Raw genomic sequence first — 24,798 nt, forward strand, 5'->3', positions numbered from 1 at the left:
TCGCGCGTGCGACGTACCTACGACCTCACCCGGAGATTGCCGAGATGACGGAGATCCAGCGCCCCGGAGCCCTCTACCAGCAAGTCGCCGCCGCCATCCGCGCAGCGATCCTGTCGGGTGAGTTCGCCCCCGACTCCCTGCTTCCATCGGAAGCCCAGCTCATGGCCCGCTACAGCGTCTCCCGCCCCACGGTCCGCAACGCCATCGCCGCACTGCGGGCTGAAGGTCTGATCGACGTGCGCCACGGCAAGGGCAGCTTCGTACGCTCCAGCGGCCAGCCCACGCTCACCCTCGAACGCCGCATCAGCCGCACTACCGACAGCAAGTTCGTCATGCCCAACGGCGACGCCTGGCAGGAGGCCGAGGAGCCGAGCACCTACCGCACCCGGACCACGAAGGCCACAGGACGACTGCTCGGACTCGCTGAGGAAGAGGCCGTGTTCGGCTGCGACCGGCTCTTGATCGACGCGGCCACGGGTGCCCGCGCCATGCACCGCACGCTGATTCCGTTCGAAGTGGCCGAGGCGGTTCCAGTGCTCGCTGATGAGCCGTGCCAGCCCCCGGTAGCGATCTACCGAGTGCTCACCCAGGACGGACACAAGCTGTGGTGGTCGGAGACGGTCCGCGCCCGAATGCCGCTGCCCGACGAGCGGACCACACTCCAGCTCCCCGACGCGACCCCGATCCTTCATGTCGCCCGCGTCGCACACGGCGCCGACGATCGCCCGCTCACCCTCGAAGAGCTCCGCATCGGCGCGGACCGTGCCGAACTCGCCTACCGGATCACCGCCGACAAGCAGCCCGCGCGACGCGCCCGCACCTGAGCGGCAACCGGCATCGGTCGAAACAGCCTTTACTTCCTCAAGGGCGCGCCTGCGGCGCGCCGGGCCGCCCGGCCGCCCCGGCCGGGCGTGCGGCGTGGACGCCGGTCCCGTCCGGTCGCCGGGCGCCCCCGCCCTCAGCACGCCCAAGGAGTTATGGCGTCGACCCACTGTCGCGGGCAGGGGCGTGGTGGGCTGGGGGTCGACGGCCTCCGAGACTTTAGGCAGCCACCATGGGGCGAGCCTCGAAGAACAGGGGGCCAATCGGGCACTACAACGGGCAGGGCAACTGCCTGCCCGATTCGCCGGGCCAGCGTAAGGCCCCCTGTTCACTCGCCCCATGGCAGCTCCAGCCCAAAGTCTCTCCGGCCGGCGACTTGCCCACGCGCCCCACTCACCAGCGAAAAGGCGCCTCATGCTGCACCACCGTCGCCATCCGAGCGCGCTTCCAGGAGCTGAGCGAGGCGATCAACGGTGTCCGGCCAGCCCGCCAGCCGCACCACACCGCGTCCGTCCTCGTTCGTCGAGGCGACGGCCCGTACGGCGGACAGCTCGAAACCCACGCTCAAGAGCGCCCGGTTCAAGCGATCGGCCGCCACTCGCGCCTCACGCCATCCCGCGATGTAGTCGACGCCGGACACCCAGAGACCGGAGTCCGCGCCCGTCACGTTCAGACCGTCGCTCAGCCAGTCCTCACCTGAGCCAGTCACGTTGCCACCTCTGCCCTGATCTAGTAACGGATCGTCAACTTCCTTGGACCAGGGCACAAACGCAGCACGACGGCCCCGGTACCATCAGGCACCGGGAACCGCCGTGTTCCCAGCCGGGCCACCCTTCGCTTTCCAGGGCTGATGGGGTGGCCCGGTCTCGGTTTGTGGTTGTCAGGCGCGGCCCTCCGGTGTGGAGGGGAGCTCCCAGAAGTCCGGAGGAGCCGCGCCCTGGCCGAAGGGGTCAGACTCCGGCCGGCTACCGGGCCGCCGCTCGCTCACGATCGCGAGGGAGCGAAACGAGGACGGCAGCCCGGAGATCATGAGTCCCGTACGGACTCCGCTCCGTGGTTCATGTCGAAGCGGCACCAGACCGTCTTGCCGCCACGCTCGTGCGGCGTCCACCAGACCGCCGCCGCCAGACGCTGGAGGATGAGCAGCCCCCGACCGCTGTCCGGCAGCACCGCCTCAGACAGGTCTCCGAGCAGCCCCGGAGAGAACACCTCCCCCACCGGAAGCAGCGGAGGGGTCGAGTCCTCATCAGCGACACCGATGAAGAGCCACTTCGGGAACATCTTGAAGATCACGTCGATACGGCGACAGGCACCGGGAGAGGACAGGTGCCGGTCCGGCACGGCATGGTTCACCACGTTGCCGACCAGTTCGGAGACGACCAGCCGGGCGTCGTCCACGACGGCATCAGCACCAGCGCCACGGAGAAACACGGACGTCATGTCGCGAGCGACGCGCGCTGTGTCACCGAACTCGGCGAAGAGCGTCAACGTCAGAAAGTGCCCGTCGGAGGACGGCTCCGGTCTCACGAACCAGTGCGCGTACGCGTCAAGCTCACCCGCCAACCGTTCAGTCTTCCCCGCATCCATCGCTTCCCCTTCCGAGGCCCCGCGGCTCTCACGGCACCGCTTGCATCACGCAAGCCAGTACACGGCGAGACGGGCGTGACCGGGAGCGTTCACCAGGGGGTTCACGTGAACACGGGCAAAGGCAAAGGGGGTTCATCAATGAACCCCCACGGTTGATACTGCTGTGACACGATGAACACTCGCCGTCATTCTCGGGTTGGCAGGGGAGCATGAGCCGAGAGCCGAACGCGCAGTTAATCGCCGTCATGGACGAGGCGAAGGTCTCGAACAAGGGCCTGGCGAAGCGCATGAAGGACGCCGCCACTCAGCGGGGCATCAGTCTCGGAACAACGCACGTATCCGTCCAGCGATGGCGGGACGGCTCGGGCATCCAGCCTCAGACAGCGGCACTCATGGCCGACGTGCTGAGCGTCAAACTCGGCCGCCGCATCACTCCCGGCGATCTCGGCTTCTTCGATCACACGCGGCCGGCCACTCCAGAACCGCTCGGCTATCCCAGTACCGTCCCCGACGTGCTGTCGATGCTGGATGGACTCGCCCAGGAACGGGCCGACACCGTCGTATCCGAGCAACTGATTGTCTCGGACTCAGATCTCAGCTCCGCCGTCCTGTCGTGGATGATCGCGCGCCCGGACGGCATCCAGTCCGACAGGCCCGCTCAGCAGCGGGTCGGCATGCGCGACGTCCGGGCAATCAGGGACGCCGCCGCGACCTTCATGCAACTCGACTTCAAGTACGGCGGAGGCCACGGCCACAAGGCACTACGCCACTACTTCCGCCATGAGGTCCTGCCCCTGCTCAGCGCCAGCTACAGCGAGAAGGTAGGCACGGCGTTGTTCGGCGCCGCCGCCGAGGTCTCCCAGTTGCTCGCTTGGACCGCATACGACTCCGGTAACCACCGGCTCGCCCACCGCTATCTCACGTCGACACTGCGACTGTCCCAGGTCATCGACGACCGCATGTTCGGGGCCCGCATCCTCGGCAACCTCAGCCACCAGGCGAACTATCTCGGCCACCACACCCAGGCCATCCAGCTAGCCCGCGCCGCAGTCGAGGGCGCCAAAGGCCGGGCAACCCCACGTGCCATGGCGAACTACTGGGCTATGGAGGCCCGGGCGCTCTCCAACGCGGGGGATCGAACCGGGGCATCACTCGCCATGACCCAATCTGAGCGCCACTTTGAGCGCGCTGACAGTGCCGATGACCCGCCGTGGTTGAGCTACTTCGACGACGCGGAACTCTTGGGCGAGTTCTGCCACTGCTTCCGCGATCTGAGGATGCGACGTGAGGCGGTCGAGCACGCACAGCGCGCTGTGGACAGTACCGATCCGCAGTACGCCCGCACTCTCGGTTTCTGCCGCATGGTGTTGGCACAGAGCCAGCTCCTGAACGGAGAGCTGGAAGCCGCCGTCACCACAGCCAGCCTTGCCGTGGACGGCGGCGACTCCCTCCAGTCCTCCCGCTTCCAGCGCTACGTAGCCGACTTCCAGGCAGAGGTCAGTGCGTATGCGGCCAACCCCGCTGTCGTCGCCTTTAGCGAGCAGGTGAACGAAGCGCTCGCCCGTCTGGACGAGGACGAGTAACAGCTACGAAGGACGCCAATCACGCGGCGCGTCGTCGTTCCTCAAGGCAGCAATGCGCCGACGGTACTCGGCCGCCGTCCCTTCGTCCTCCCGTACGTTCTGCATCAACCACGTGGTCATGCCGAACTCTTGGAGCCGCCGAAGCGTGTCGTAGCCGTGCCAGTCGTGCAGGTCCCGCCCGTACGCCTGAACGAAGTCGGCGTACTGCTCGTCTGTCTGCCACCGCAGGCTGTGGTGCTCCGTGGCCGTAACCATTAGGTCCCACTCAGGGTGGTCGAAGCAGAATGCCTCGAAGTCGATCAGGATGACTTCTCCCCGGTCGTTCACCATGAGGTTCTGGACATGAGCGTCACCGTGGACCGGCCCCTTGGGCGTCTCGAACCGCAAGCCCTCGAACTGGTCACGCAGCTCACTCCATCGCTTGCGGAGGAAGGCCCTGTCATCTTCCGGGATCGCTGCCTGGCTGATCCGCAGTTCCTGCTTGTCGAAGGGGTTGAACGAGGGCAGCTCCAAGCCAACGGGCAACGTCATAGAGTGCAGGTCCCGCAGGATGCCGCCGAGTTCCCCATACGTGGCCTTACGGCCGCCCTCGACGATGAGCCGCCAGAAGGTCACCGGGTGGCCATCGATCAGGAACGGCTGCTCCAGCCCGTCGACCAGGCGCGCGGCAGGGAACCCTTCCTCGGCCAACCACTGTGACACCGCAACCTCAACGCGTGCCTTGGGCAGCCACGGTTCTCCCCGCGCCACTCGCACGATCACTGGCTCTGCGTCCAGGCGGAAGAGCGCGTTCTCTCCCAGCCGGATCAGTTCGGCCCCTCTGTCGTCCAAGCCGGCCGCCCGACATGCCGCGCTCATCACCTGCGCGGCCCTCGTAGATGTGAACCCCTCTTGCGATCGAGCAGCGTCAAGCGCCATGCCCGTACCAGCTCCCCTAGTCGCACGGATCAACCGGCGCATGCCTACGGGTGACCAACCCATGTGCGCCAGACACGTCACCGACCGTACCCATCCGCGGACAAGCCGAACGAGGCTCGCCATCAAAGAACTGACGCCCTGGCTGGCACAGCGCCCGCTACTCCGTACGACACAGAACGCGAAACATCACTAAAGGTGCCGATATGCCCATTTTGGTATCACTCTTAGGGGTAACGCAGGCCTGGCACAGTTAGATGAAAACAAAGGCAATCACCTGAAACCTCTGCAAGAAGCCAGAATCCCGACTAGCATCACTGCTCTGTGCAAGTAACCGAGTTAGTGTTCGATGAGGCTGGAAAATAGTGCGCATCACCAAGGTGAAGATCTCAAACTATCGAGGGCTTGAGTCGGTCGAGATTCCCTTGAATCGCTTCGGCTGCGTCATCGGCGAAAACAACGCGGGGAAGTCCTCAGTTTTTCAGGCGCTGAACACTTTTCTGCGCGGAAGCGCTATGGACTCTTCAGACTTCCTTTCCCGAAGGCAAAACATTCGCGTTCAGGTCTCCTTCTCCGAGATCGGACCTGACGACCTTGCCAGACTGGATACGCAGCACCGGGCAAAGATTGAAAAAGAAGTAGAAGATGGTTCACTAACCCTCGTGCGGACCTACACTTCTCCCGGCAAGGGGGAAATCCGAGTACTATCCAAGGTTCCACGCGATGAACGCTTCAGCTCCGTGGCGCTCGAAGGAACATTGAAAGTAGGTCTTTCGGCAGCAGAGATCTCTGCCAACGTTCAACACACCTATCCGGAGATTTACGATCAGCTGAACGGGAAAATCACTAAGGCTGCAGTCAGGAGAGCATTCGAAGAGCTCGTATCCAATCTGCGACCCGAGGAACTAACTGAAGGGGAAAGCAAGCTACCCACAGGAATCGATCGCTCCATCACGACACTACTGCCGGATGTCATTTACATTCCAGCCGTGAAAGAGCTAAACGATGAGTTGAAAACGACGGATAGTTCTACTTTCGGAAAGCTGCTTGGACTGCTTTTTGGGCAAATTGAGCATCAGATGCCAACCTTGCAGAAATCCTTTGATGATCTGCGCCAGCATCTGAACGTGGTGACAGACGACCAAGGGAACGAAATCGATCAGCGACTTCAGGAGGTACGCGACGTCGAGAAGTTGATTGAGCGAAACCTACAGGAAGCTTTTCCTCGTGCAGACGTGCGGCTTGATATTCCCCCGCCGGCCCTCCGTACCCTCTTGTCAAGCGCTGAAATTTCGATCAATGACGGAGTTTCTGGTCACTTTCGAACCAAGGGAGACGGCCTGCGCAGGTCGGTAACTTTCGCGATTCTTCGGGCTTACGTAGACCAAAAGAAGAAGCAAGTAGATCTCGAATCATCAGGTGCGGAACGGCCAACCATTCTCCTCTTTGAGGAGCCGGAGGTATTTCTACACCCGCGAGCGCAGCGGAAGCTCTTTGAAGCCCTCAAATTCTTCTCCCAATACAATGACGTATTGGTAACTACCCACTCCTCGGCGTTCTACGGCCCGAAGGAAACGGGCACTTTCGTAAAAATGATCAAGAACCACCAGGTCGACCCTCCTGTGAGCCTTGCACACGTCATCGACCTAAGCGATATAGATGCAAGGGATCAGTTCGAGATCATCAAGCACGAAAATAACGAAGCGGCCTTCTTCGCTGACTCGGTTTTCTTGGTTGAGGGTGCGAGCGACTGCCACCTCGTTCCTCACGTTGCGAAGACGCTAAACCCGGAGTGGGACTTCCAGAAGCATTCTGTAGCGATCGCCAGAGTAGAGGGTAAGGGGAGTATTGCACGGTATCGAAGCTTCTTCGAGAAATTCGCGATGAGGGTTTCGGTACTGGCGGACCTAGACGCTATTCTTGAAGGGTTCGATAAGCTCGGTGCCAGTGAGTCTTGTGCGGACATCCGCAGTAGGCTGCTTTCTCTCGTTGACAGGGATGCGAAGTTGGTAGAGGAAAACCAAGTTCGCAGCGAAGTCTTGAAGAAGATGCGGAAGAGCGGAGAAGTCCAAGGCCTTTGGCAGCAAGCCGCAACATTGCATTCAGCCTTCACTAAGGGAGAATGCACCTGGGACGACCTCAACTCGGCAGTCACGGCGTTCTTCGATCGGGCAAACTCCCGCACGAAGCGAGCCGTGTTGCGTGATGCAATGACGCCAGATTTACGGGCATCCAAGGCCGAATTGCTTTCCGCTCTACGCGAAGAGAACATCTTCGTCTGGGAACGAGGAGCAATCGAGGACTACTATCCTCCTGCCATCTACCTCTCCTCCAGTAACAAGAATATTCAAGCCCAACGATTCTGTGAAACGTACGCCACCGCCGAAGCTCTCAGGGAACTGCCAGCCTTTGCGGAATCCGACGTCTGTGAGTTTGACCTGATCTTCTCGAAATTCTTCGCAGGGGTTACCGAGTAGGGAGCCGGCAGAGGGTGGCGCTTAAGGCCGCTCTATTCCGACGCCTAAGCCGCCTCTACGTGGAGACACGAACGTATTTCGCGCCGAGTCAGGGCAGAGGCGCCGTCTGAGTAGACCACTGAGGTAATGGGCCCAGTCGCCAAGGCTAGGCATATTACTCACGAACGTCGAAATTAAAGAAGGCTCCCCTTGGCCTTCTCAAGCTCCTCCATGCTCATGCTTGGGGGAAGATTCTTAACCCCGCTCAGGACGGCCTTGGCGAGTTGCTGGAGACGCAGACCTTCAGAAAGAGACAGATCCACGTCCTTCAGGATGGCGTGCGCGAGGTCAGCGTTGTGGAACTCAGCGGAAGCTAGGTTGGTGCGAAGGAAGGCAGCGCCCTGAAGTTTTGCTTCCCTCAGGCGCGCCCGCTCCATGTTGGCGTAAGAGAAGACGGCATTCTCCGCGTCGGCTTGCCATAGCGCGGTTTCTTCCATGTCTGCCTGGTAGAAAATCGCGCCGTTGAGGTGTGTGAAGGAGAAGTCGGCCTTGCGAAGTGCAGCGCCTTGGAAGACCGTATCCCGCAGAGAAGATCGCGCGAAGTGAGCACGCTGCAGTCGAGCGTTCCTGAGGTCCACCTGATCGAGCTTGGCATCGCTCAGGTCCGCACCGCGGAGATCTGTGTGACGCAGGTTGATGCGCGAGTAGCCGTCACCATGGATCGGTCGCCGTCCAAGGACAGTTAGGGCAGCCTGTACATCTTCGTCGGGCTTGATGTTCTTCTCGTCAGGGCCTTCTTCGTCCCCAGCAGCAGCGCGTTGTCGGACAAAGGCTGCCAGCACTTCGACGACGGTCGCGTGATCTTTCTCGGAGTCATTCATGATGCGTTCCAACGCGTAGATGCCGCCGAGTCGCTCTGTGAGGTTCTTCGACGCCAGGAGCTTGATTGCTTCGACGTACCGTTCGGTGACCTGGCCTTCGCGGGTCAGTTCAGCCTGTTCCTGATCACGAGCTTGCGTATGGGCGAACTGCTTCTGCACCTGCTCGTACTGCCACAACGCCAAGACGTGGTTGCGGTGCGTGTAGTGCAGGGTGACGGCCGCCACTGCGCCCACGCCGAGGGCGACGAGCATGGTGCGGAAGCCTGTGATGACTACGCCGTCAGCGGGCTGCAGGTTCTTACTACGTAGGTGGGCACCATCGACCCACCAGGGACCGCGCCACAGCAGCAGTACATACCCGACGACTGCCAGGGCAAGGACCACGGTGAAGGCGACCCGTCTGGTCTTCGGCATCATGCCGAGCAGCATGACCCTTGCCGCCACCCTCCAACCTCGGAACTGTGAAGTCCAGAGCAGAAGTTGAGGTCGGGCATAGAGAGGAACTAGTGCAGGGCTGAACTCGCCAACTGCGTTCTCGAACACGTCGAGGCACCGAGAGCCCGAGAGCCGGCAGGCGCCGGAGCCTGCCGCAAGGGCTCCGGCGCACTTCCCGTTTCGTCGTCAGTCGGCGATCGGCAGGTACACCCGGTTCCCCGCCTCAGCGAACTCCTTCGACTTCTGGAGCATCCCCTCAGTGATCTCCTCAGCCGATGCCCCATCAGCGGCCTTACCACCGAACCGCTCTGTGATGCTTTGGCTAATCTTCATGCTGCAGAACTTCGGCCCGCACATCGAGCAGAAGTGGGCCGTCTTGGCGGGCTCAGCGGGCAGGGTCTCGTCGTGGAACTCCCGAGCCGTGTCCGGGTCGAGGGCCAGGTTGAACTGGTCCTCCCACCGGAACTCGAAGCGGGCGTCGGACAGCGCGTCGTCCCATTCCTGGGCGCCCGGGTGTCCCTTGGCGAGGTCGGCCGCGTGAGCGGCGATCTTGTAGGTGATCACGCCGGTCTTGACGTCGTCACGGTTGGGCAGGCCCAAGTGCTCCTTGGGTGTGACGTAGCACAGCATCGCCGTGCCCCACCAGGCGATCATCGCGGCGCCGATGCCGGAGGTGATGTGGTCGTACGCGGGCGCGACGTCCGTGGTCAGCGGGCCGAGCGTATAGAACGGAGCTTCATCGCAGATCTCCTGCTGAAGGTCGATGTTCTCCTTGATCTTGTGCATCGGGACATGGCCCGGGCCCTCGATCATGGTCTGTACGTTGAAACGCTTGGCGATCGTGTTGAGTTCCCCGAGCGTGCGCAACTCGGCGAACTGCGCCTCGTCGTTGGCGTCGGCGATCGAGCCGGGCCGCAGGCCGTCGCCGAGCGAGTAGGTGACGTCGTACGCGGCGAGGATCTCGCAGAGTTCCTCGAAGTTCTCGTACAGGAACGACTCCTTGTGGTGCGCGAGGCACCAGGCGGCCATGATCGAACCGCCGCGCGAGACGATGCCGGTCTTGCGGTTCGCTGTCAGCGGCACGTACGCCAGGCGCACACCCGCGTGGACCGTCATGTAGTCCACGCCCTGCTCGGCCTGCTCGATGACCGTGTCCTTGTAGATCTCCCAGGTCAGCTCTTCGGCGCGGCCGTCGACCTTCTCCAGGGCCTGGTAGAGCGGGACGGTGCCGATGGGAACGGGGGAGTTGCGCAGCACCCACTCACGCGTGGTGTGGATGTTGCGGCCGGTGGACAGGTCCATGACCGTGTCGGCGCCCCAGCGGGTCGCCCAGGTCATCTTCTCGACCTCCTCCTCGATGGAGGACGTCACCGCCGAGTTGCCGATGTTGGCGTTGACCTTCACCAGGAACCGCTTGCCGATGATCATCGGCTCGATCTCCGGGTGGTTGACGTTGGCCGGCAGCACGGCCCGGCCCGCGGCGATCTCGTCGCGGACCACCTCGGGCGAGACGTTCTCCCGGATGGCGACGTACTCCATCTCGGGCGTGATCTCGCCCCGGCGGGCGTACGCGAGCTGCGTGACCGCCTTGCCGTCCCTGCTGCGGCGCGGCAGGCGTGGCCGACCGGGGAAGACCGCGTCGAGGTTGCGGAGGCCGCCGCGCGGCGAGGTGTGCTTGACGCCGTCGTCCTCGGGGCGGACGGGGCGGCCCGCGTACTCCTCGGTGTCGCCGCGGGCGATGATCCAGTTCTCGCGCAACGGCGACAGGCCCCTGCGGACGTCGGTGTCGACGAGTGGATCGGTGTACGGGCCCGACGTGTCGTACAGCGTGACCGACTGGCCGTTGGTGAGAAGCACCTGACGGACCGGCACCCGCAGGTCGGGGCGGGTGCCCTCGACGTACGCCTTGTGCCAGCCGATGGACTTCCCGGCCTCCTCGGACTGTGCGTCCGAAACGGAGGCAGGCGTGCGTGCGTCCTCGTTGGTCATGAGACCTACTCCCTACGCCGGCATTACCCGGTAACAGGTTCGGCGGTCGACGCAGCGGCTTCCGTCTGCCGACGTTTCGTGTGCAACATCACTCGACTTCGGTGATGTTTCATGTGAAACATCGCTGGGACGGAGGTCAGCGCCCTCTCAGCCCGGTGCTCCGAGCTCCCGCGTGTACAAAAGGTGCCTCCACGCTAGCGGCAATTCTGGCGCGGTGAACAGAGGGCCCCCCTGGTTCTTGCGATGATCGGTCGGTGACCACGACGCAGCGCCCCCCGTACCCACCGCCCGAGCCGCGCCGCGGATCGGGCGCCGGATTCGGCAACGGCCGTGGAGGCGACCACGATTTCGCGGCCGGGGCCGGTGGCTGGCAAGGTACCGGCGGCGCCGAGGGCTACGGCACGGGTAACGGTCCCGGCGGAGGGCACGGGCCAGGGCACGGCCACGGCCACGGCCACGGCCACGGCCACGGCGGGAACGACGGACCGGGGAGCAACGGCCCCGGCGGGAACGACGGACCCGGGAGCAACGGCCCAGGCGGGGGTGACGGTCACGGCCCGGGCGGGGGCGACGGTCACGGGTCGGGTTCCGCGCCCGGTGGCGGACACGGGCACTCGCACAGCCACAACCACGGCCCGGCCACGCCCGTCTCCATGCATCTACGCAAGATCATCGCTGCGGTACTGATCCCGTTCGCCGCGGCGGTGCTGATCGGTCTCGCCGTGCTGTGGCCGGGGGGCGCTCCCCCGCACGACGAGCGCACCGGTGTCGGCTTCGACCGGCAGACCCAGGAGGCGTCGGTCACCAAGGTGGTCGAGGTGAGCTGCAAGGCGGCCGGTGCCTCGGGAGTTCCGCCGACGGGTGACACCTCCACCGCCGAGGGTTCCTCTGCGGTGCAGCAGGAGAAGGGCACCTGCAAGCGGGCCACGATCCGGGTCGACAGCGGCAAGGACAAGGGCCGCACGTTCACCGAGATCATCCAGCCGGACCAGTCGCGGCAGTTGCACGAGGGCCAGAAGGTCGTGGTCGCCTACGAGCCCTCCGCGCCGAAGGACCTTCAGTACTCGGTGACCGACGTCAACCGGCGGGTGCCCATGGCGCTGCTGGCCGGCATCTTCGCGCTGGCCGTCGTGGTCGTCGGGCGACTGCGGGGTGTCATGGCCCTCGTCGCGCTGGCCATAAGCTTCCTGGTGCTGAACCTCTTCATCCTGCCCGCGATCCTGCAGGGTTCGAACCCGCTGGTCGTGGCGGTGGTGGGTGCGAGCGCCATCATGCTCATCGCGCTGTACCTGTGCCACGGCCTGTCCGCCCGGACATCCGTGGCGGTGCTCGGCACCCTCGCCTCGTTGCTGCTGATCGGTGTTCTCGGCTCGGTGTTCATCGACTGGGCCGGGCTCACCGGCAACACCGACGACAACACCGGCCTGATCCACGGCCTCTACCCGACGATCGACATGAGCGGTCTGCTGCTCGCCGGCGTCATCATCGGTTCGCTGGGTGTGCTCGACGACGTGACGGTCACCCAGACGTCCGCGGTCTGGGAGCTGCACGAGGCCAACCCCTCGATGGGCTGGCGCGGGCTGTACCGAGCGGGCATCCGGATCGGCCGCGACCACATCGCCTCGGTCGTCAACACGCTCGTGCTCGCGTACGCGGGTGCCGCGCTGCCGCTGCTGCTGCTCTTCTCCATCGCGCAGAGCAGTGTGGGGACGGTCGCCAACAGCGAGATCGTCGCGGAGGAGATCGTGCGCACGCTGGTCGGTTCGATCGGTCTGGTCGCCTCGGTGCCGGTCACCACGGCGCTCGCGGCGCTCGTGGTCTCGGCCGACCGCCCGGGAGCGGAGCCCGCCGCGGAGGCCGTCACGGTCCCGGCGCGCGGGGGGAGGGGGCGGCGGCGTAAGCGCTGACGTCTCCGGGCCGATGACGCCGCTGGGCCGCAGGCGCCAGAGGGGTTTCTGAGCTCTCCGGCCCTTCCGGCGCCGCGAGCTGTCTGCCCGTCGTAGGGAGAAGCGTTCCTGCGCGGCTTGGCGGCATCCGGTGAAGCGTTACTCCACCGTGCCGCCCCAAGGCTGTCTCACCCGGCGCCCTGTTCCGCGAGGATGCGGTCGAGGGCCTCGTCGAGATGGGCGTCGAAGTCGGCGAGCGAACCCTCCTGGCCCAGCGGTACCAGCTTGTCGGTGCGGTCCAGGAAAGCGACGAGCGGGGCCGTCGACGACCGGAACACGGCCTGGTCGCTGCCCACCTGAAGCCGGATCAGCACCTCACCCAGCGAGTCCGCTTCGACGGGGGTGACGCGCACATCGCCCTCGCCGCACGGCCGGCCGACGCCGTCGATCAGCAGCTCCCGGCCGAAAGCCCAGGTCACCGGGGCATCGCCGGGCAGGTGGAACGTCAGCCGGACGGCATAGGGATCACTCGTCTCATAGCGCAGCTCCACCGGAATGCGGAAGGAGAGCTCATCGGAGACGAGAAAGCTCATCATGACCTCTGCCTGTACGGACTCGCGCATCGATAACCCCGTCATTCGCCGTGGACTGGCCGGGAACGAACCTCTGACACTTGGTGGAATCTTGCTGAACGTACACAGCAGATCACAAGGAGTGAGTTTTCACATACTGATAGAGAGCGCCAGCGTTCCGAGTCGCCGCCCGATCTCGCCCTGCAACTGCCGGGCCGCGGGCAGCAGCCGGTCCGCCTGGTGGGCGGGCAGGGAGATGGCCATCGTCGCGGCCGTGGTGCCGAAGGTGAGCGGAACAGCCGCGCAGACCGTGCCCAGCGCGTACTCCTGACGCTCGGTCACCGGTTCCATCCGCCGCACCCGCTCCAGCCGGCGGAGCAGGCTGTGGTTGTCGCGCACCGTGTACGGCGTGAGCGGCTGCACCGGATAGCGGTCGAGGTGGTCCCGGCGGGCGTCCTCGTCCAGTTGGGACAGCAGGCACTGTCCGACGGCATGGGCGTGACCGGTCTCCCGGAAGCCGGCCCACTCCTCGACCGCCGGGCTGCCCGGAGTGTCGGAGACGCACACCACCTCGATCTCGCCCTCGCGGTACACCGCGTAGTACACGGGGACGCCGAGCGCGTCCCGCCAGTGCGCGAGCGCGTCGACGATCGTGCTGCGACGTTTCTGCCGCGCCCCGCTGCCGCTCAGCCGCTCGGCCGCCTCACCGAGGAAGAACAGGCCCTTGTCGCGGCGCAGATAGCCCTCGTGCACGAGGGTGCGCAGCAGGTGGTACGTCGTGGGCAGCGCGAGCCCGGTCTCACGGGCCAGTTGTTTGGCGGGGGCGCCGTACTCGTGGCCCGCGACGGTCTCCAGCAGGCGCATCGCGCGCTGGACGGATCCGATGAGGGTCGCCGGGGGCGGTGGTACGGCGGGAGACGGTTGCTCGGGGCGTGCCGCCGAGCGGGGTTGCGCGGGGACGGTGTGCAGGTGGACAGGTGCGGTGTCAGCCGGGGCCAAGGTCACTCCCGAAGCGCGAGGTTGGCAGCCCGTGCCGATGAACACGGGTGGGGGTAGCCGCTCGCGGGGGATGTCCCCGCGTCGAGTTCCGGACTCTATTCGTCTGCCACCGCGCACAGACGGCCCGGCCGCGAAACTTCCCCCGGCCGAGGGAACCGGTGATTCCAGGCGTTTCCCGCTACCCCCACCGGTTTCCCACCGGTCTCACCAGTCGCTGCGCGACGAGGAGCTCGAAGTGAACTTCCGTACGACGTAGATCAGTCCACCCACCAGCGCCACGAAGACCAGCACCTTGAAGAGCAGGCCGATGACGAAGCCGACCACACTGGCTATCAGCCCGCCGAACACGACCAGGGCGATGACCGGCACCGCGACCCACTTCACCCACCACGGCAGTCCCGCGAAGATCTCTCGCATCGCCCTCGTCCTTACCTCTCCGCCCGTTCGAGTGCCGGGTCCTGTCAGTTCTGATGTCCTGCACTCGATGCTAGGTCCGGTACGGGGTCGAACGGGGGCCTCGCATCCCTTGTCCTCCCCTGACCGATCCCCTAGGGAACCCCGAGACGCTGCGTCAGCTCTCGGGCGGAGAGAAGATCACCAGCACCCTCAGGTCCTCGGTGATGTGGTGGAACTTGTGGGCCACGCCCGCCGGAACGTAGATCACGCTGCCCCGCGCCACCTGCGTCGTCTCCAGGCCCACGGTGATCGCGGCACGGCCGCTCACAACGAAGTAGACCTCGTCCTGATTGTGCGGCTTCTGTGGATCCTGCTCGCCCGCGTCGAGGGCGTACAGGCCGACCGACATGTTCTGCTCCCGCAGAAACTGCAGGTAGGCGCCCTCATTGGCGGCGCGCTCCGCCTCCAGTTCGTCCAGCCGGAATGCCTTCATCGCCTAGTCCGCCCCTGCCTCTAGTGCCCACGCCCGATCGGGTCTGCAACGATCAGACACATGAAGAATTTCGTAGTCAAGACGATTGCCAATGCCGGGGCCCTGGCGGTCGCCGTATGGCTGCTCGACAAGATCACCCTGACCGGTGACAGCAAGGGCAAGGAATTCGCCACTCTGCTCATCGTGGCGCTGCTCTTCGGTCTGGTGAATTTCCTGGTCAAGCCATTCGTCAAGCTCCTCAGCCTGCCGCTGTTGATATTGACGCTGGGCCTCTTCACCCTGGTCGTCAACGCACTGATGCTGCTGCTCACCTCGTGGCTGGCGGACCAGATCGACCTGAGCTTCCACGTGGAGGGCTTCTGGACGGCCGTCCTGGGTGGTCTGATCATCTCGGTCGTCTCCTGGGCGCTGCACGTCGTCATGCCCGACGGGGACTGAGCGCGCATGACGTACCGCGTCTGTTTCGTCTGCACGGGCAACATCTGCCGCTCCCCGATGGCGGAGGTCGTCTTCCGCGCCCGCGTTGCGGAGGCCGGGCTGGACGGCCTGGTCGAGGTCGACAGCGCCGGCACGGGCGGCTGGCACGAGGGGGACGGCGCCGATCCGCGCACGGTGGCCGTCCTGGAGGAGAACGGCTATGACGTCGGCCACACGGCCCGGCAGTTCCAGCCGTCGTGGTTCTCCCGCCTGGACCTGGTCGTCGCCCTCGACGCCGGTCACCTCAGGGCCCTGCGCCGTATCGCGCCGACGGAACATGACGCGCGGAAGGTGCGGCTCCTTCGTTCGTACGACCCCGCCGCCGGCGACGACCTCGACGTACCGGACCCCTACTACGGGGGCGCGGACGGCTTCGAGGAGTGCCTTGAGATGGTGGAGGGGGCGAGCGCCGGTCTGCTCGCCGCAGTGCGTGAGGACGTGGAGGGAAGGGTGGCATGAGCGAATCCGCGACGGGTGACGGGAACCGGACGCCGGGCGAGGCCGCCCCGGGAACGGGCGGTGCGGGCCGGGTGACACGTGTCGCCCACGCTGCGGGCACCGGTGACGGCACGCGGGCGGTGCGGGCCGGGCTGCCCGAGCCGGTCAAGTACGAGCCCACCCTGCCCGGACCGGTGTTCGCGGCCCACTTCCACCTGCCCGGCGACCCCACCGGCCCCTACACCTACGGCCGGGACGAGAACCCGACCTGGACGCTGCTGGAGCGCGCCGTCGGCGAGCTGGAGGCGCCCGGCCTGGACGGTGCCGAGACGCTCGTGTTCGCCTCGGGCATGGCCGCGATCTCGGCGGTGCTCTTCTCCCAGCTGCGCACCGGCGACGTGTGCGTCCTGCCCGACGACGGCTACCAGGCGCTGCCTCTGGTGCGCGCCCAGCTGGAGGCGTACGGCATCGAGGTACGCACCGCGCCGACCGGCGGCGACGCCCAGCTCGACGTTCTCGACGGCGCGAAGCTCCTGTGGATCGAGTCCCCGTCGAACCCCGGTCTCGACGTGTGCGACATCAGGCGGCTCGCCGAGGCGGCCCACGCGCGCGGTGCCCTGGTGGCCGTCGACAACACCCTCGCGACACCGCTGGGCCAGCGCCCCCTGGAGCTCGGCGCCGATTTCGCGGTGGCCAGTGGCACCAAGCAGCTCACCGGTCACGGCGATGTCCTCCTGGGCTATGTCGTCGGCCGAGACAGCGAGGCCATGGCCTCCGTACGCCGCTGGCGCAAGATCGTCGGTGCGATCCCCGGGCCCATGGAGGCCTGGCTCGCACACCGTTCGCTCGCGACCCTTCAGATGCGCGTCGACCGGCAGTGCGCGACCGCCCTCGCGGTCGCCGAGGCACTGCGCGAGCGGCCCGAGGTGACCGGGCTGCGCTACCCCGGACTCCCCGACGACCCCTCGCACAAGGTCGCCGCGCGGCAGATGCGACGTTTCGGTTGTGTGGTGTCGTTCAAGCTGCCCACGCGCGCGCGTGCCGACCGTTTCCTGGACGCGCTGCGGCTCGTGGACGACGCGACGAGCTTCGGCGGAGTGCGGTCCACGGCCGAGCGGCGCGGGCGCTGGGGTGGGGACGCGGTGCCTGAGGGCTTCATCCGCCTCTCGGTCGGCGCCGAGGACCCGGAGGATCTCGTGGCTGACGTGCTGCGCGCGCTGGACGCGGCGGCCGCCTGACCATCCTTGTGCGGACGGTCCGAGCCTCCCCCCTCGTGGCTCGGACCGCCCTCCGGTTCCGCGCGCAAGAACCGCGCGACCAAGGCTAGTTGACTGTCTGTCAGTGTCCAATCACAGTAGCGACAGAGACCTATCGACTTATTTATAGTTGGCGCGGTCGGGGGGCCGGGAGCGTGACCGAAGAGGGGAGAGTGCGCGGTGGATCTGGCCTTGCTGCGGACCTTCGTGACCGTGCACCGGGCCGGTTCCTTCACCCGCGCCGCCGCCCTGCTGGGCCTTTCGCAGCCGGCCGTCACCTCGCAGATCAGGACGCTGGAGCAGCAGCTGGGCCGCCCCCTGTTCCTGCGGCAGGCCCGCGGCGTGACCCCGACGAGCATCGGCGACGAACTCGCCCACAAGGCCGCACCCCATCTCGACGCGCTGGTCGAGATAACCGAGACCGGCCTCGACGACGACTCCTCCTTACGGACGCTGCACCTCGCAGGCCCCCCGGAGTTCACCGCTGAACGAGCCCTGCCCGCGCTCACCGCACTGATCGGCGAGGACGGCCCGGGCTTCGCCCTGCGTGCCTCCTTCGGGAACGCCGAGGAAACACTGGAAGGGCTTTCCGCCGGGCATCACGATCTGGCCATCAGCACGGCCCGGCCGCGCGGTGCGCTGCTCACGGCGACTGCGCTCTGCGACGAGGAGCACGTCCTGGTCGCCGCCCCGCACTGGGCCGAGATGATCGGCGCGGGGCAGCCGGATCCCAAGCCGGAACCGGCCCTGGAGCACGTGCCCGTGGTGGAGGTGCACGAGTCGCTGCCCTTCGTCTCCCGCTACTGGGCCTCCGTCTTCGACTCTCGCCCGGCCGCCCCGGGCACTGTCATCGTCCCCGATCTGCGTGCGGTCCTGGCGTGTGCGGTCGCGGGCGCGGGCCTGGCGGTGCTGCCGCGCTATCTGTGCACCGGCGCACTGGAGCGCGGGGAGATCGTCGCCCTGCACGAGCCGGCGGTGCCGCCGCTGCGTACATACTTCCTGGTGGTCCGGACCGGGACGCTCGCGATGCCCCACATCGCACGGGCCCACGAGTGGCTGCAGCGGGTGTCGGCCGACTGGTGCTGAGGCGCCCGGACGCGGGTGCCGGACCGCACCGGCTCGGCAGTGCGGACAGCACCTCACCCTGGGGGCTCGACCGGTCACATTTCGCGATGTTTCACGTGGAACCAGCAGGGCCACATTTCCTCCATGACCGTCCGACCCGTGGTCAAGCGCACCGCCCGTGCCGTTCTGCTGGACGGTGACGACCTGATCCTGATCAAGCGCACCAAGCCGGGCGTGGATCCCTACTGGCTCACTCCCGGCGGCGGGGTCGAACCCGACGACCCGACCGTCGTCGACGCCCTGCACCGTGAGGTGTACGAGGAGCTCGGCGCGAAGATCACCGATGTGGTGCCCTGCTTCGTGGACACCGTCGAGCACATCGGGGACGACGGCGGTGCGACCGGCGTGAAGGTGCAGCACTTCTTCGTCTGCCGCCTGGAATCCATGGACCCGTCCCTCCGTCATGGGCCCGAGGTGGACGAGCCCGTCGGCGAGTACGAGATCGTGCGGGTGCCCTTCACCCGGGTCGGGATCGCCTCCGTCCATCTCGTCCCGCTGTCGCTGCGGCACTACCTGGACGGCAACATCGAGGGCGTACGTGCCATGCACGCTCCCGACCTGGGCTGATACAGGCGCTGATCACAGCCCGTTGGCGATGAGTTCCGTCACGGAGTCGTGCCGTATGCGCTCCGAAGGGATGCCGATCTCCCGCAGGGCGTCCACACCGCTGCGGATCATGCCGGGCGGGCCCGAGAGGTAGGCGTCGTACTCGTTCCAGGGACCGTAGGCCCGTACCGCGTCCGGGAGCTGCTGGTGTGCCAGCTGGTCGATGATCGCGCGTACCGAGAGCCAGGGGTGGGACTGCTGGAGACGGAGCATGGTGTCGATGTCGTACAGGTCCTGGTCGGTGCGGGCACCGTAGAAGACCTCGACCGGACGGCGTTCCCCGTGCTCGGCGACGTCCTCGACCATCGCCTTGATGGGCGCGATGCCGGTACCGCCGCCCAGGCAGAGCAACCCGCTGTCGGTGGTGTGGTCCACGGTCATGGAACCGACGGGCGGGCCGAGCCTGATGATGTCACCGGGTCGGGCGCGGTGTACCAGTGCGTTGGAGACCCAGCCCGCCGGGACGGCCTTCACGTGGAACGACAGCAGGCCGTCGGAGCGGGGCGCCGAGGCGAAGGAGTAGTGCCGCCAGATCCGGGGCCACCAGGGGGTCTCCAGGCTCGTGTACTGCCCCGCGAGGAAGGGGTACGGCTGGTCGGGGCGGACGGTGATGACGGCGACGTCCGGGGTTCTCAGCTCGTGCGTGACGATCTCGGCGTACCACCAGGCCGGGGCGCGCAGCTCGTCCGCGGCCGCCGCGTCGATCATGATCTGGGAGATCGTGGTGTACGTCCGCACCCAGGCCGCCTCCATGTCCTCGTTCCAGACGCCGGCGGCGTACTTGCTCAGTGCGGCGATGAGGCACTCGCCGACGGCCGGGTAGTGCTCGGGCCGTGTTCCGTACTTCCGGTGGCCCCTGCCGAGGTTCCGCAGGTAGTCGACGAGGACGTCGGTGTTGTCGATGTGCTCGGCCGCCGTGAGCAGCGCCCTGAGCAGCCGGTCCCGCTGGGTGTCCATGGCGGGCGGGAACATCGGCCTCAGGTCCGGGTGGCGGACGAAGAGCAGTGCGTAGAAGTACGACGTGACCTTGTCGGCCACGGGGGTGACCTCGCTCATGGCACGGCGGACCAGGAGGGCGTCCGGGGACGCCTCCTCGGCCGGCGGCGCGGAGACGGGCGGCGTCGAGGGCGACGGGGTCGGTGCCTCCCGCTGATCGGGAACACGTGGCTCAGCGGGAGGGGCCATGGAGGTGAGCGTGGATATCGCGTGCGGGGATGGGCGCTCCTGCTCCGCCGGGCCGGTGCTCGCGCTGCCGGCCGTCGAGGGGGGCGGCACCGCCGTGCCCCCTGATCGCGCTTCCGGGCCGTTCGTGGGCCGGCCCGCGGGTCCCGTCGCGTCCGGTCGGTGCCCTTCGTCCGGGCCGGGCTCACTGCCCTGGTTCGTCGTCGGCTTGTTGCGTGGGGTGAACCAGCCGCCTCCGCCGCCAGAAGTGCCGTTGTCGGCCGACGTGGTGGTCGGAGCGTCCATGGTGTGCCTCGCCTCGAGCATCTTTCGGTCGGTCTGCGCACTTCCCGGGTCGGAAGGTGCCTGCTTTCCCCCGTGGATGGTCTGCGTTCCCATCCGTGTCGCGGCCAATGCGGCCACATTCAACCTGTGTTTCGGCTCTGTACGGACAAGTAAGGCGAGAGTGTGACATTGGCCGCAGTACTCTCGCTTGAGCTTCCCACTCGCCGGGACGGCTCGGTCGCATATCCGGAAACGTGGGTCTTCGATCTCTCCGTCCGGTTAGGCTGCATTGCCCTGTGCACGGCCGATGCGGAACGGGTCACCCGCCCCGAAAGCGAACCGGAGTCGACCCTACCGGCCACCGCTGTGCACACAAGTCCCCCCTTCCCCCCTCACGAATGAGGGCACGGCGCGAAACGTCAGCACTGTCATTCACCGGGTAGCACACCCGCGTTTCACGTGAAACGTCCGGCGTCTGTCCACTCTCTGTGCGCTCGGCCACGACTGGCCAAAAGCTCGTATGTGTCCGGGGAAAGAGGTGGACGTCAAGGGCCCTTGTCGGACAGCCTGACCTGCGTGCCGACTCCTTCCCTTGCCTCTTTGCCCATCCGTCGTCTGACGCTCCGCGATCTCGCCGCCTGCGCCGACTTGTCCGAGGACCGGGGGTGGCCGCGGGAGGAGCACAAGTGGGGCTTCCTCCTCACGGCCGGGAGGGGCTACGGCATCGATGACCCCGACGGCGGACTCGTGACCGCCTGTGTGGTCACCGAGTACGGACCCCAGGAACACCCCACGCTCGCGGCCATCGGCATGGTCCTGGTCGCCGAACGGCACGCTCGACAGGGCGTGGGACGCAGGCTGATGCGCCATGTCGTCGCGGCCATGGGCCCCACACCCGTCACCCTGCACGCGACACCGAACGGACGCCCCCTCTACGAGGAGTTCGGCTTCAAGGTCATCGGACGGGCGGAGATGGTGTGCGGGCCCTTCACTCCTGGTGGGCCGCGGCCGACGGTGGCCACCCGCGCCGCGACCGCCGAGGACCTCGCCGCGATCCTCCGCCTCGACGAGCAGGCATTCGGGACCGACCGCACGCACATCGTCACCCGACTGCCTTAAAACGAAGACCAGTTGCGCGTGGCCGAGGAGGACGGGCGGATCATCGGGTACGCCGCCGCCTGGCCGAACATGGACACCCAGGTCGTCGGCCCGCTCATCGCGCGTGACACCTCGGTGGCCCAGGCGCTCATCGCCTCCCTCGCCGAGCACACCGACCGACCGCTGCGCACCGACATCGACGTGCGGCACACCGAGCTGCTCACGTGGGTGAAGGAGCACGGTCTGGCGTCCGTCGCGTTCAATTCGGTGATGGCGTACGGGATCGCCGAACTGCCCGGCGACTGGAGCCGCCGGTTCGCCCCGGTCACGGTCGCCGCGGGCTGAAGGGCGCGGGCTGAAGGGCGCCCAGACATCACGACGCCGGCTCCCCGGGGGATCGGGGAGCCGGCGTCGTCTCGTGGAGGAGTCCGCTCAGCCCAGTGCTTCCAGCGCGGCCGTGGCGATGGCGTGGTCCTGCTCCGGCGCACCGCCGCCGACGCCGATCGAGCCGATGAGGCGGCCGTCGCGGTGCACCGGCACACCGCCCGCGATGAACAGCAGCGGCCGGTCGAGCGCGGTGGGCAGGGTGTGGAACGGGCCTCCGGGCTGTACGGCGTCCACGAGGTCGGCGGTGGGGGCGTTCAGCTGAAGAGCCGTGTAGGCCTTGCGGGTGCTGGTCTCGCCGGAGATCAGCACGGCACGGTCGTCACGGCGGAAGGCGAGCAGATGGCCGCCCGCGTCCAGAACGGTGACGCTGACGGTGACACCTGCGGCCTCGGCGGCACGGCGGGCGGCGCTGACGAGGACCTCGGCGTCCTGGGTGGTCAGTGGGGCGACTGCGGTGGTGCTCATCTGAAACTCTCCTGGAGGACTTGCTGGGTGGCCCGAGCCGGGCCGTGGAGGGCGGTGAGCCCAGGGCGACTCGGTTGCTCAGTGGTGGACGGTGGTCCGCTGCTCGGAGGGCGCGGATCCCGTGACGACGGTGCCGGCGTCACCGGCGCGGCGCTCCAGGCCGGCCGAGAGGAAGGCCAGCACCAGGGCTCCCGTGGCCAGGGCGGCACCGACCCAGTTGGGGGCGGTGTAGCCGAAGTCCGCCGCGATCACGAGGCCGCCGAGCCAGGCGGACAGTGCGTTGCCGAGGTTGAAGGCGCCGATGTTCACGGCGGAGGCCAGCGTCGGGGCGCCGTGCGCCTGGTCGAGGACCCGCTTCTGCAGCGGCGGGACCGTGGCGAAGCCCAGGGCGCCGATCAGCGCGATCGTGACGGCCGACAGCACCTTGTTGTGCGCGGTGAGGGTGAACAGCGCCAGGACGACGGCCAGAGCGCCCAGGGAGACGTACAGCATGGGCATCAGGGCGCGGTCGGCGAGCTTGCCGCCGACGAGGTTGCCGCCGACCATGCCGAGGCCGAAGAGGACCAGCAGCCAGGTGACGGAGCCGTCGGCGAAACCGGCGATGTGGGTCATCATCGGAGCGATGTAGGTGATGGCCGCGAAGACGCCGCCGAAGCCGAGGACCGTCATCGCCATCGCGAGCAGCACCTGCACGTTCTTGAAAGCGGCCATCTCGTGCCGCAGGCGCACGCCCTCCGGCCTGGGCATGTCGGGGACCAGCCGGGAGATGCCGATCAGGCCGGTCACGCCGAGGGCCGCGACGATGCCGAAGGTCACACGCCAGCCGGCGGACTGCCCGACGAGGGTGCCCAGCGGGACACCGACGACGTTCGCGACGGTCAGACCGGTGAACATCATGGAGATCGCTCCGGCCTTCTTGTCCGGGGCGACGAGATCGGCCGCGACGACCGAGCCGATGCCGAAGAAGGCCCCGTGGGCCAGTGAGGCCACGACCCGGCCGATCAGCATCACGGCGAAGGCGGGGGCGAGGGCCGAGAGCAGGTTGCCGGCGATGAACAGACCCATCAGCAGCATCAGCATCCGCTTGCGGGAGACCTTGGTGCCCAGAACGGTCATCAGCGGGGCGCCGAACATGACACCGAGCGCATAGCCGGTCACCAGGTATCCGGCGGTCGGGATGGAGACCCCGTAGTCGCTCGCGACCTCGGGCAGCAAGCCCATGATCACGAACTCGGTCGTTCCGATTCCGAAGGCCCCGATCGCGAGGGCCAGAAGCGCGAGAGGCATGGAGGGGTACACCTTCCCAAACGATTGCAGGAGCGCTTTGCGTGCGCTCACAATAGTTGCACACGCGGGCTATGTGCAATCGCCGTCTATTGCGATCCTGCTCTATCCTGGGTGTCAGCCGCTCCGGGACGGAGGAAACGCCAATGACAGCGACGGACCCCGCACTCACCGCCCTCGCCCAGGGCTGGTGCGCCCTCTCCCTGCTGCACGGGAAGATCGAGGCCCACATCGAGCGCGCTCTGCAGGGTCGGCACGACCTGAGCGTGCGCGAGTACTCGCTGCTGGACGTGCTCAGCCGACAGCACGACGGGGACGGAGGCCATCTGCAGATGAAGCAGGTCGCCGACGCCGTCGTCCTCAGCCAGAGCGCCACCACGCGTCTCGTCACCCGGCTCGAGGACCGCGGGCTCCTGGAGCGCTACCTGTGCCCCACCGACCGCAGGGGCATCTACACGAACGTCACCGAAGCAGGCCTCACATTGCTGGAAGAGGCACGGCCGACCAATGACGCCGCCCTGCGCCAGGCCCTCGACGAGGCGGCGAAGAACCCCGAGATGGCCCCGCTGGTCCGGGTCGTGGAGACGCTGAAAGCACCCGTGCCCGCGTAGGACGGCTCGGCTCGGGACGCGTACACCACGGCGGCATCTGCTTAAGTGCGGCCATGGCAGATCTTGAGATACGACCCGCACTCGCCGACGACGTCCTGGCGATCGTCGCCATGCTCGCGGACGACCCTCTGGGCGCACAGCGCGAGTCACCGGACGACCTGAGCCCCTATGTGGCCGCGCTGGAGCGGCTCAGCGCCGACCCGAACCAGCGTCTGGTCGTGGCAGTCCGGGACGGCCGCGTCGTCGGCACGCTCCAGCTCACGATCATCCCCGGGCTGTCCCGCCGCGGCGCGACCAGGTCGATCATCGAAGCCGTACGCATCCACGCCGACGAGCGGGGCAGCGGCCTCGGCACACAGCTCATCGAGTGGGCGATCGACGAGTCCCGGGGCCTGGGCTGTCAGTTGGTCCAGCTGACCTCGGACGCGTCACGCACCGACGCCCACCGTTTCTACGAACGGCTCGGTTTCACAGCCTCCCACGTGGGTTTCAAACTCCCGCTGTGACCGGCGTGGGAGGTGTGAAACCGAGCCGTTCGTAGAAACGGTGGGCGTCGGTGCGTGACGCGTCCGAGGTCAGCTGGAATTCCAC

The 24,798-nt window shown here is 66.8% G+C and carries 23 protein-coding genes and 1 pseudogene; 12 read left to right on the forward strand and 12 right to left on the reverse strand.

Annotated features, from left to right (window positions below):
• The first annotated feature begins 44 nt into the window (after positions 1-44).
• Positions 45-824, forward strand: a complete 780-nt coding sequence (locus SSQG_RS19145; RefSeq protein ID WP_003991454.1) for a GntR family transcriptional regulator — start codon at positions 45-47, stop codon at positions 822-824.
• Positions 825-1,234: 410 nt separating this feature from the next.
• Here SSQG_RS19145 and SSQG_RS19150 read toward each other — a convergent pair whose 3' ends face one another.
• Entirely contained in the window at positions 1,235-1,531 is a 297-nt protein-coding gene (locus SSQG_RS19150; protein WP_003991455.1) for a hypothetical protein, read from the reverse strand.
• A 317-nt stretch (positions 1,532-1,848) separates the two neighbouring features.
• The gene (locus tag SSQG_RS19155; RefSeq protein ID WP_003991456.1) at positions 1,849-2,409 is read right to left on the reverse strand and encodes an ATP-binding protein; all 561 of its coding nucleotides are present in this window, start codon (positions 2,407-2,409) and stop codon (positions 1,849-1,851) included.
• A 209-nt stretch (positions 2,410-2,618) separates the two neighbouring features.
• Between SSQG_RS19155 and SSQG_RS19160 the strand changes: the two genes are divergently transcribed.
• Positions 2,619-3,992, forward strand: coding sequence for a hypothetical protein (locus SSQG_RS19160; protein ID WP_003991457.1), 1,374 nt, complete (start codon positions 2,619-2,621; stop codon positions 3,990-3,992).
• Between the two features lie 3 nt (positions 3,993-3,995).
• On the opposite strand, the gene SSQG_RS19165 is transcribed toward SSQG_RS19160, so the two are convergent.
• Positions 3,996-4,910 (reverse strand): phosphotransferase enzyme family protein, encoded by a 915-nt coding sequence (locus tag SSQG_RS19165; RefSeq protein WP_003991458.1) that lies wholly within the window; start codon positions 4,908-4,910, stop codon positions 3,996-3,998.
• Positions 4,911-5,272: 362 nt separating this feature from the next.
• Here SSQG_RS19165 and SSQG_RS39305 point away from each other — a divergent pair, with 362 nt between their 5' ends.
• A complete protein-coding gene (locus SSQG_RS39305) occupies positions 5,273-7,384 on the forward strand; it encodes an ATP-dependent nuclease (protein WP_003991459.1) in 2,112 nt (703 codons plus the stop codon).
• Between the two features lie 173 nt (positions 7,385-7,557).
• On the opposite strand, the gene SSQG_RS19175 is transcribed toward SSQG_RS39305, so the two are convergent.
• Positions 7,558-8,673, reverse strand: a complete 1,116-nt coding sequence (locus tag SSQG_RS19175) for a pentapeptide repeat-containing protein (RefSeq protein ID WP_244299176.1) — start codon at positions 8,671-8,673, stop codon at positions 7,558-7,560.
• A gap of 192 nt (positions 8,674-8,865) precedes the next feature.
• Entirely contained in the window at positions 8,866-10,668 is a 1,803-nt protein-coding gene (thiC, locus tag SSQG_RS19180) for a phosphomethylpyrimidine synthase ThiC (RefSeq protein WP_003991461.1), read from the reverse strand.
• A gap of 254 nt (positions 10,669-10,922) precedes the next feature.
• On the opposite strand from thiC, the gene SSQG_RS19185 reads away from it, so the two are divergent.
• Complete coding sequence (locus SSQG_RS19185; RefSeq protein WP_003991462.1) at positions 10,923-12,575, forward strand: YibE/F family protein; 1,653 nt, start codon at positions 10,923-10,925, stop codon at positions 12,573-12,575.
• Between the two features lie 167 nt (positions 12,576-12,742).
• Here the strand turns inward: SSQG_RS19185 and SSQG_RS19190 are convergent, their stop codons facing one another.
• The 4 genes from SSQG_RS19190 to SSQG_RS19205 all read right to left on the reverse strand — a co-directional run bounded on the left by SSQG_RS19190 (position 12,743) and on the right by SSQG_RS19205 (position 15,014).
• On the reverse strand, positions 12,743-13,177 hold the full coding sequence (locus SSQG_RS19190) for an SsgA family sporulation/cell division regulator (RefSeq protein WP_003991463.1): 435 nt from the start codon (positions 13,175-13,177) through the stop codon (positions 12,743-12,745).
• 99 nt (positions 13,178-13,276) lie between these two features.
• Entirely contained in the window at positions 13,277-14,125 is an 849-nt protein-coding gene (locus tag SSQG_RS19195; protein ID WP_276327082.1) for an IclR family transcriptional regulator, read from the reverse strand.
• 204 nt (positions 14,126-14,329) lie between these two features.
• Positions 14,330-14,542 (reverse strand): DUF5326 family protein, encoded by a 213-nt coding sequence (locus tag SSQG_RS19200; protein WP_003991465.1) that lies wholly within the window; start codon positions 14,540-14,542, stop codon positions 14,330-14,332.
• Between the two features lie 154 nt (positions 14,543-14,696).
• A complete protein-coding gene (locus SSQG_RS19205) occupies positions 14,697-15,014 on the reverse strand; it encodes a cupin domain-containing protein (protein WP_003991466.1) in 318 nt (105 codons plus the stop codon).
• Positions 15,015-15,074: 60 nt separating this feature from the next.
• Here SSQG_RS19205 and SSQG_RS19210 point away from each other — a divergent pair, with 60 nt between their 5' ends.
• From SSQG_RS19210 to SSQG_RS19230, 5 genes are all read left to right on the forward strand, one after another.
• The gene (locus SSQG_RS19210; RefSeq protein ID WP_003991467.1) at positions 15,075-15,452 is read left to right on the forward strand and encodes a phage holin family protein; all 378 of its coding nucleotides are present in this window, start codon (positions 15,075-15,077) and stop codon (positions 15,450-15,452) included.
• A 6-nt stretch (positions 15,453-15,458) separates the two neighbouring features.
• Positions 15,459-15,950 carry a low molecular weight protein-tyrosine-phosphatase gene (locus tag SSQG_RS19215; protein ID WP_003991468.1) on the forward strand — a complete coding sequence of 164 codons (492 nt, stop codon included), beginning with the start codon at positions 15,459-15,461 and terminating at the stop codon, positions 15,948-15,950.
• The gene (locus tag SSQG_RS19220) at positions 15,947-17,167 is read left to right on the forward strand and encodes a cystathionine gamma-lyase (protein ID WP_003991469.1); all 1,221 of its coding nucleotides are present in this window, start codon (positions 15,947-15,949) and stop codon (positions 17,165-17,167) included. The genes SSQG_RS19215 and SSQG_RS19220 overlap by 4 nt, the downstream gene beginning before the upstream one ends.
• Positions 17,168-17,365: 198 nt before the next feature.
• Positions 17,366-18,271: a LysR family transcriptional regulator gene (locus SSQG_RS19225; protein ID WP_003991470.1), complete on the forward strand. Its 906-nt coding sequence runs from the start codon at positions 17,366-17,368 to the stop codon at positions 18,269-18,271.
• Between the two features lie 123 nt (positions 18,272-18,394).
• Positions 18,395-18,877: an NUDIX domain-containing protein gene (locus SSQG_RS19230; protein ID WP_003991471.1), complete on the forward strand. Its 483-nt coding sequence runs from the start codon at positions 18,395-18,397 to the stop codon at positions 18,875-18,877.
• 12 nt (positions 18,878-18,889) lie between these two features.
• On the opposite strand, the gene SSQG_RS19235 is transcribed toward SSQG_RS19230, so the two are convergent.
• A complete protein-coding gene (locus SSQG_RS19235; RefSeq protein WP_078506876.1) occupies positions 18,890-20,404 on the reverse strand; it encodes a globin domain-containing protein in 1,515 nt (504 codons plus the stop codon).
• A 534-nt stretch (positions 20,405-20,938) separates the two neighbouring features.
• Between SSQG_RS19235 and SSQG_RS19240 the strand changes: the two are divergent.
• Positions 20,939-21,805: pseudogene (locus SSQG_RS19240) on the forward strand (GNAT family N-acetyltransferase).
• A gap of 87 nt (positions 21,806-21,892) precedes the next feature.
• On the opposite strand, the gene SSQG_RS19245 reads toward SSQG_RS19240, so the two are convergent.
• Positions 21,893-22,312, reverse strand: coding sequence for a GlcG/HbpS family heme-binding protein (locus tag SSQG_RS19245; RefSeq protein WP_003991474.1), 420 nt, complete (start codon positions 22,310-22,312; stop codon positions 21,893-21,895).
• 78 nt (positions 22,313-22,390) lie between these two features.
• A complete protein-coding gene (locus SSQG_RS19250) occupies positions 22,391-23,599 on the reverse strand; it encodes an MFS transporter (protein ID WP_003991475.1) in 1,209 nt (402 codons plus the stop codon).
• Positions 23,600-23,742: 143 nt separating this feature from the next.
• Here SSQG_RS19250 and SSQG_RS19255 point away from each other — a divergent pair, with 143 nt between their 5' ends.
• Together SSQG_RS19255 and SSQG_RS19260 are read left to right on the forward strand one after the other, a co-directional pair.
• Positions 23,743-24,207, forward strand: a complete 465-nt coding sequence (locus SSQG_RS19255) for a MarR family winged helix-turn-helix transcriptional regulator (RefSeq protein WP_003991476.1) — start codon at positions 23,743-23,745, stop codon at positions 24,205-24,207.
• A 53-nt stretch (positions 24,208-24,260) separates the two neighbouring features.
• Entirely contained in the window at positions 24,261-24,713 is a 453-nt protein-coding gene (locus tag SSQG_RS19260) for a GNAT family N-acetyltransferase (RefSeq protein WP_003991477.1), read from the forward strand.
• The last annotated feature ends 85 nt before the right edge of the window (positions 24,714-24,798 follow it).

The sequence above is a fragment of the Streptomyces viridochromogenes DSM 40736 genome (assembly GCF_000158955.1).
Taxonomy (GTDB): Bacteria; Actinomycetota; Actinomycetes; order Streptomycetales; family Streptomycetaceae; genus Streptomyces; species Streptomyces venetus.

Bases quoted from the DNA above. Each gene is read 5' to 3' on its own strand.
- SSQG_RS19145 (WP_003991454.1), top strand. From the start codon at position 45: ATGACGGAGATCCAGCGCCCCGGAGCCCTCTACCAGCAAGTCGCCGCC.
- SSQG_RS19155 (WP_003991456.1), bottom strand. From the start codon at position 2,409: ATGGATGCGGGGAAGACTGAACGGTTGGCGGGTGAGCTTGACGCGTAC.
- SSQG_RS19160 (WP_003991457.1), top strand. From the start codon at position 2,619: ATGAGCCGAGAGCCGAACGCGCAGTTAATCGCCGTCATGGACGAGGCG.
- SSQG_RS19165 (WP_003991458.1), bottom strand. From the start codon at position 4,910: ATGGCGCTTGACGCTGCTCGATCGCAAGAGGGGTTCACATCTACGAGG.
- SSQG_RS19175 (WP_244299176.1), bottom strand. From the start codon at position 8,673: ATGCTGCTCGGCATGATGCCGAAGACCAGACGGGTCGCCTTCACCGTG.
- thiC (WP_003991461.1), bottom strand. From the start codon at position 10,668: ATGACCAACGAGGACGCACGCACGCCTGCCTCCGTTTCGGACGCACAG.
- SSQG_RS19190 (WP_003991463.1), bottom strand. From the start codon at position 13,177: ATGCGCGAGTCCGTACAGGCAGAGGTCATGATGAGCTTTCTCGTCTCC.
- SSQG_RS19200 (WP_003991465.1), bottom strand. From the start codon at position 14,542: ATGCGAGAGATCTTCGCGGGACTGCCGTGGTGGGTGAAGTGGGTCGCG.
- SSQG_RS19205 (WP_003991466.1), bottom strand. From the start codon at position 15,014: ATGAAGGCATTCCGGCTGGACGAACTGGAGGCGGAGCGCGCCGCCAAT.
- SSQG_RS19210 (WP_003991467.1), top strand. From the start codon at position 15,075: ATGAAGAATTTCGTAGTCAAGACGATTGCCAATGCCGGGGCCCTGGCG.
- SSQG_RS19215 (WP_003991468.1), top strand. From the start codon at position 15,459: ATGACGTACCGCGTCTGTTTCGTCTGCACGGGCAACATCTGCCGCTCC.
- SSQG_RS19220 (WP_003991469.1), top strand. From the start codon at position 15,947: ATGAGCGAATCCGCGACGGGTGACGGGAACCGGACGCCGGGCGAGGCC.
- SSQG_RS19230 (WP_003991471.1), top strand. From the start codon at position 18,395: ATGACCGTCCGACCCGTGGTCAAGCGCACCGCCCGTGCCGTTCTGCTG.
- SSQG_RS19235 (WP_078506876.1), bottom strand. From the start codon at position 20,404: ATGCTCGAGGCGAGGCACACCATGGACGCTCCGACCACCACGTCGGCC.
- SSQG_RS19245 (WP_003991474.1), bottom strand. From the start codon at position 22,312: ATGAGCACCACCGCAGTCGCCCCACTGACCACCCAGGACGCCGAGGTC.
- SSQG_RS19250 (WP_003991475.1), bottom strand. From the start codon at position 23,599: ATGCCTCTCGCGCTTCTGGCCCTCGCGATCGGGGCCTTCGGAATCGGA.
- SSQG_RS19255 (WP_003991476.1), top strand. From the start codon at position 23,743: ATGACAGCGACGGACCCCGCACTCACCGCCCTCGCCCAGGGCTGGTGC.
- SSQG_RS19260 (WP_003991477.1), top strand. From the start codon at position 24,261: ATGGCAGATCTTGAGATACGACCCGCACTCGCCGACGACGTCCTGGCG.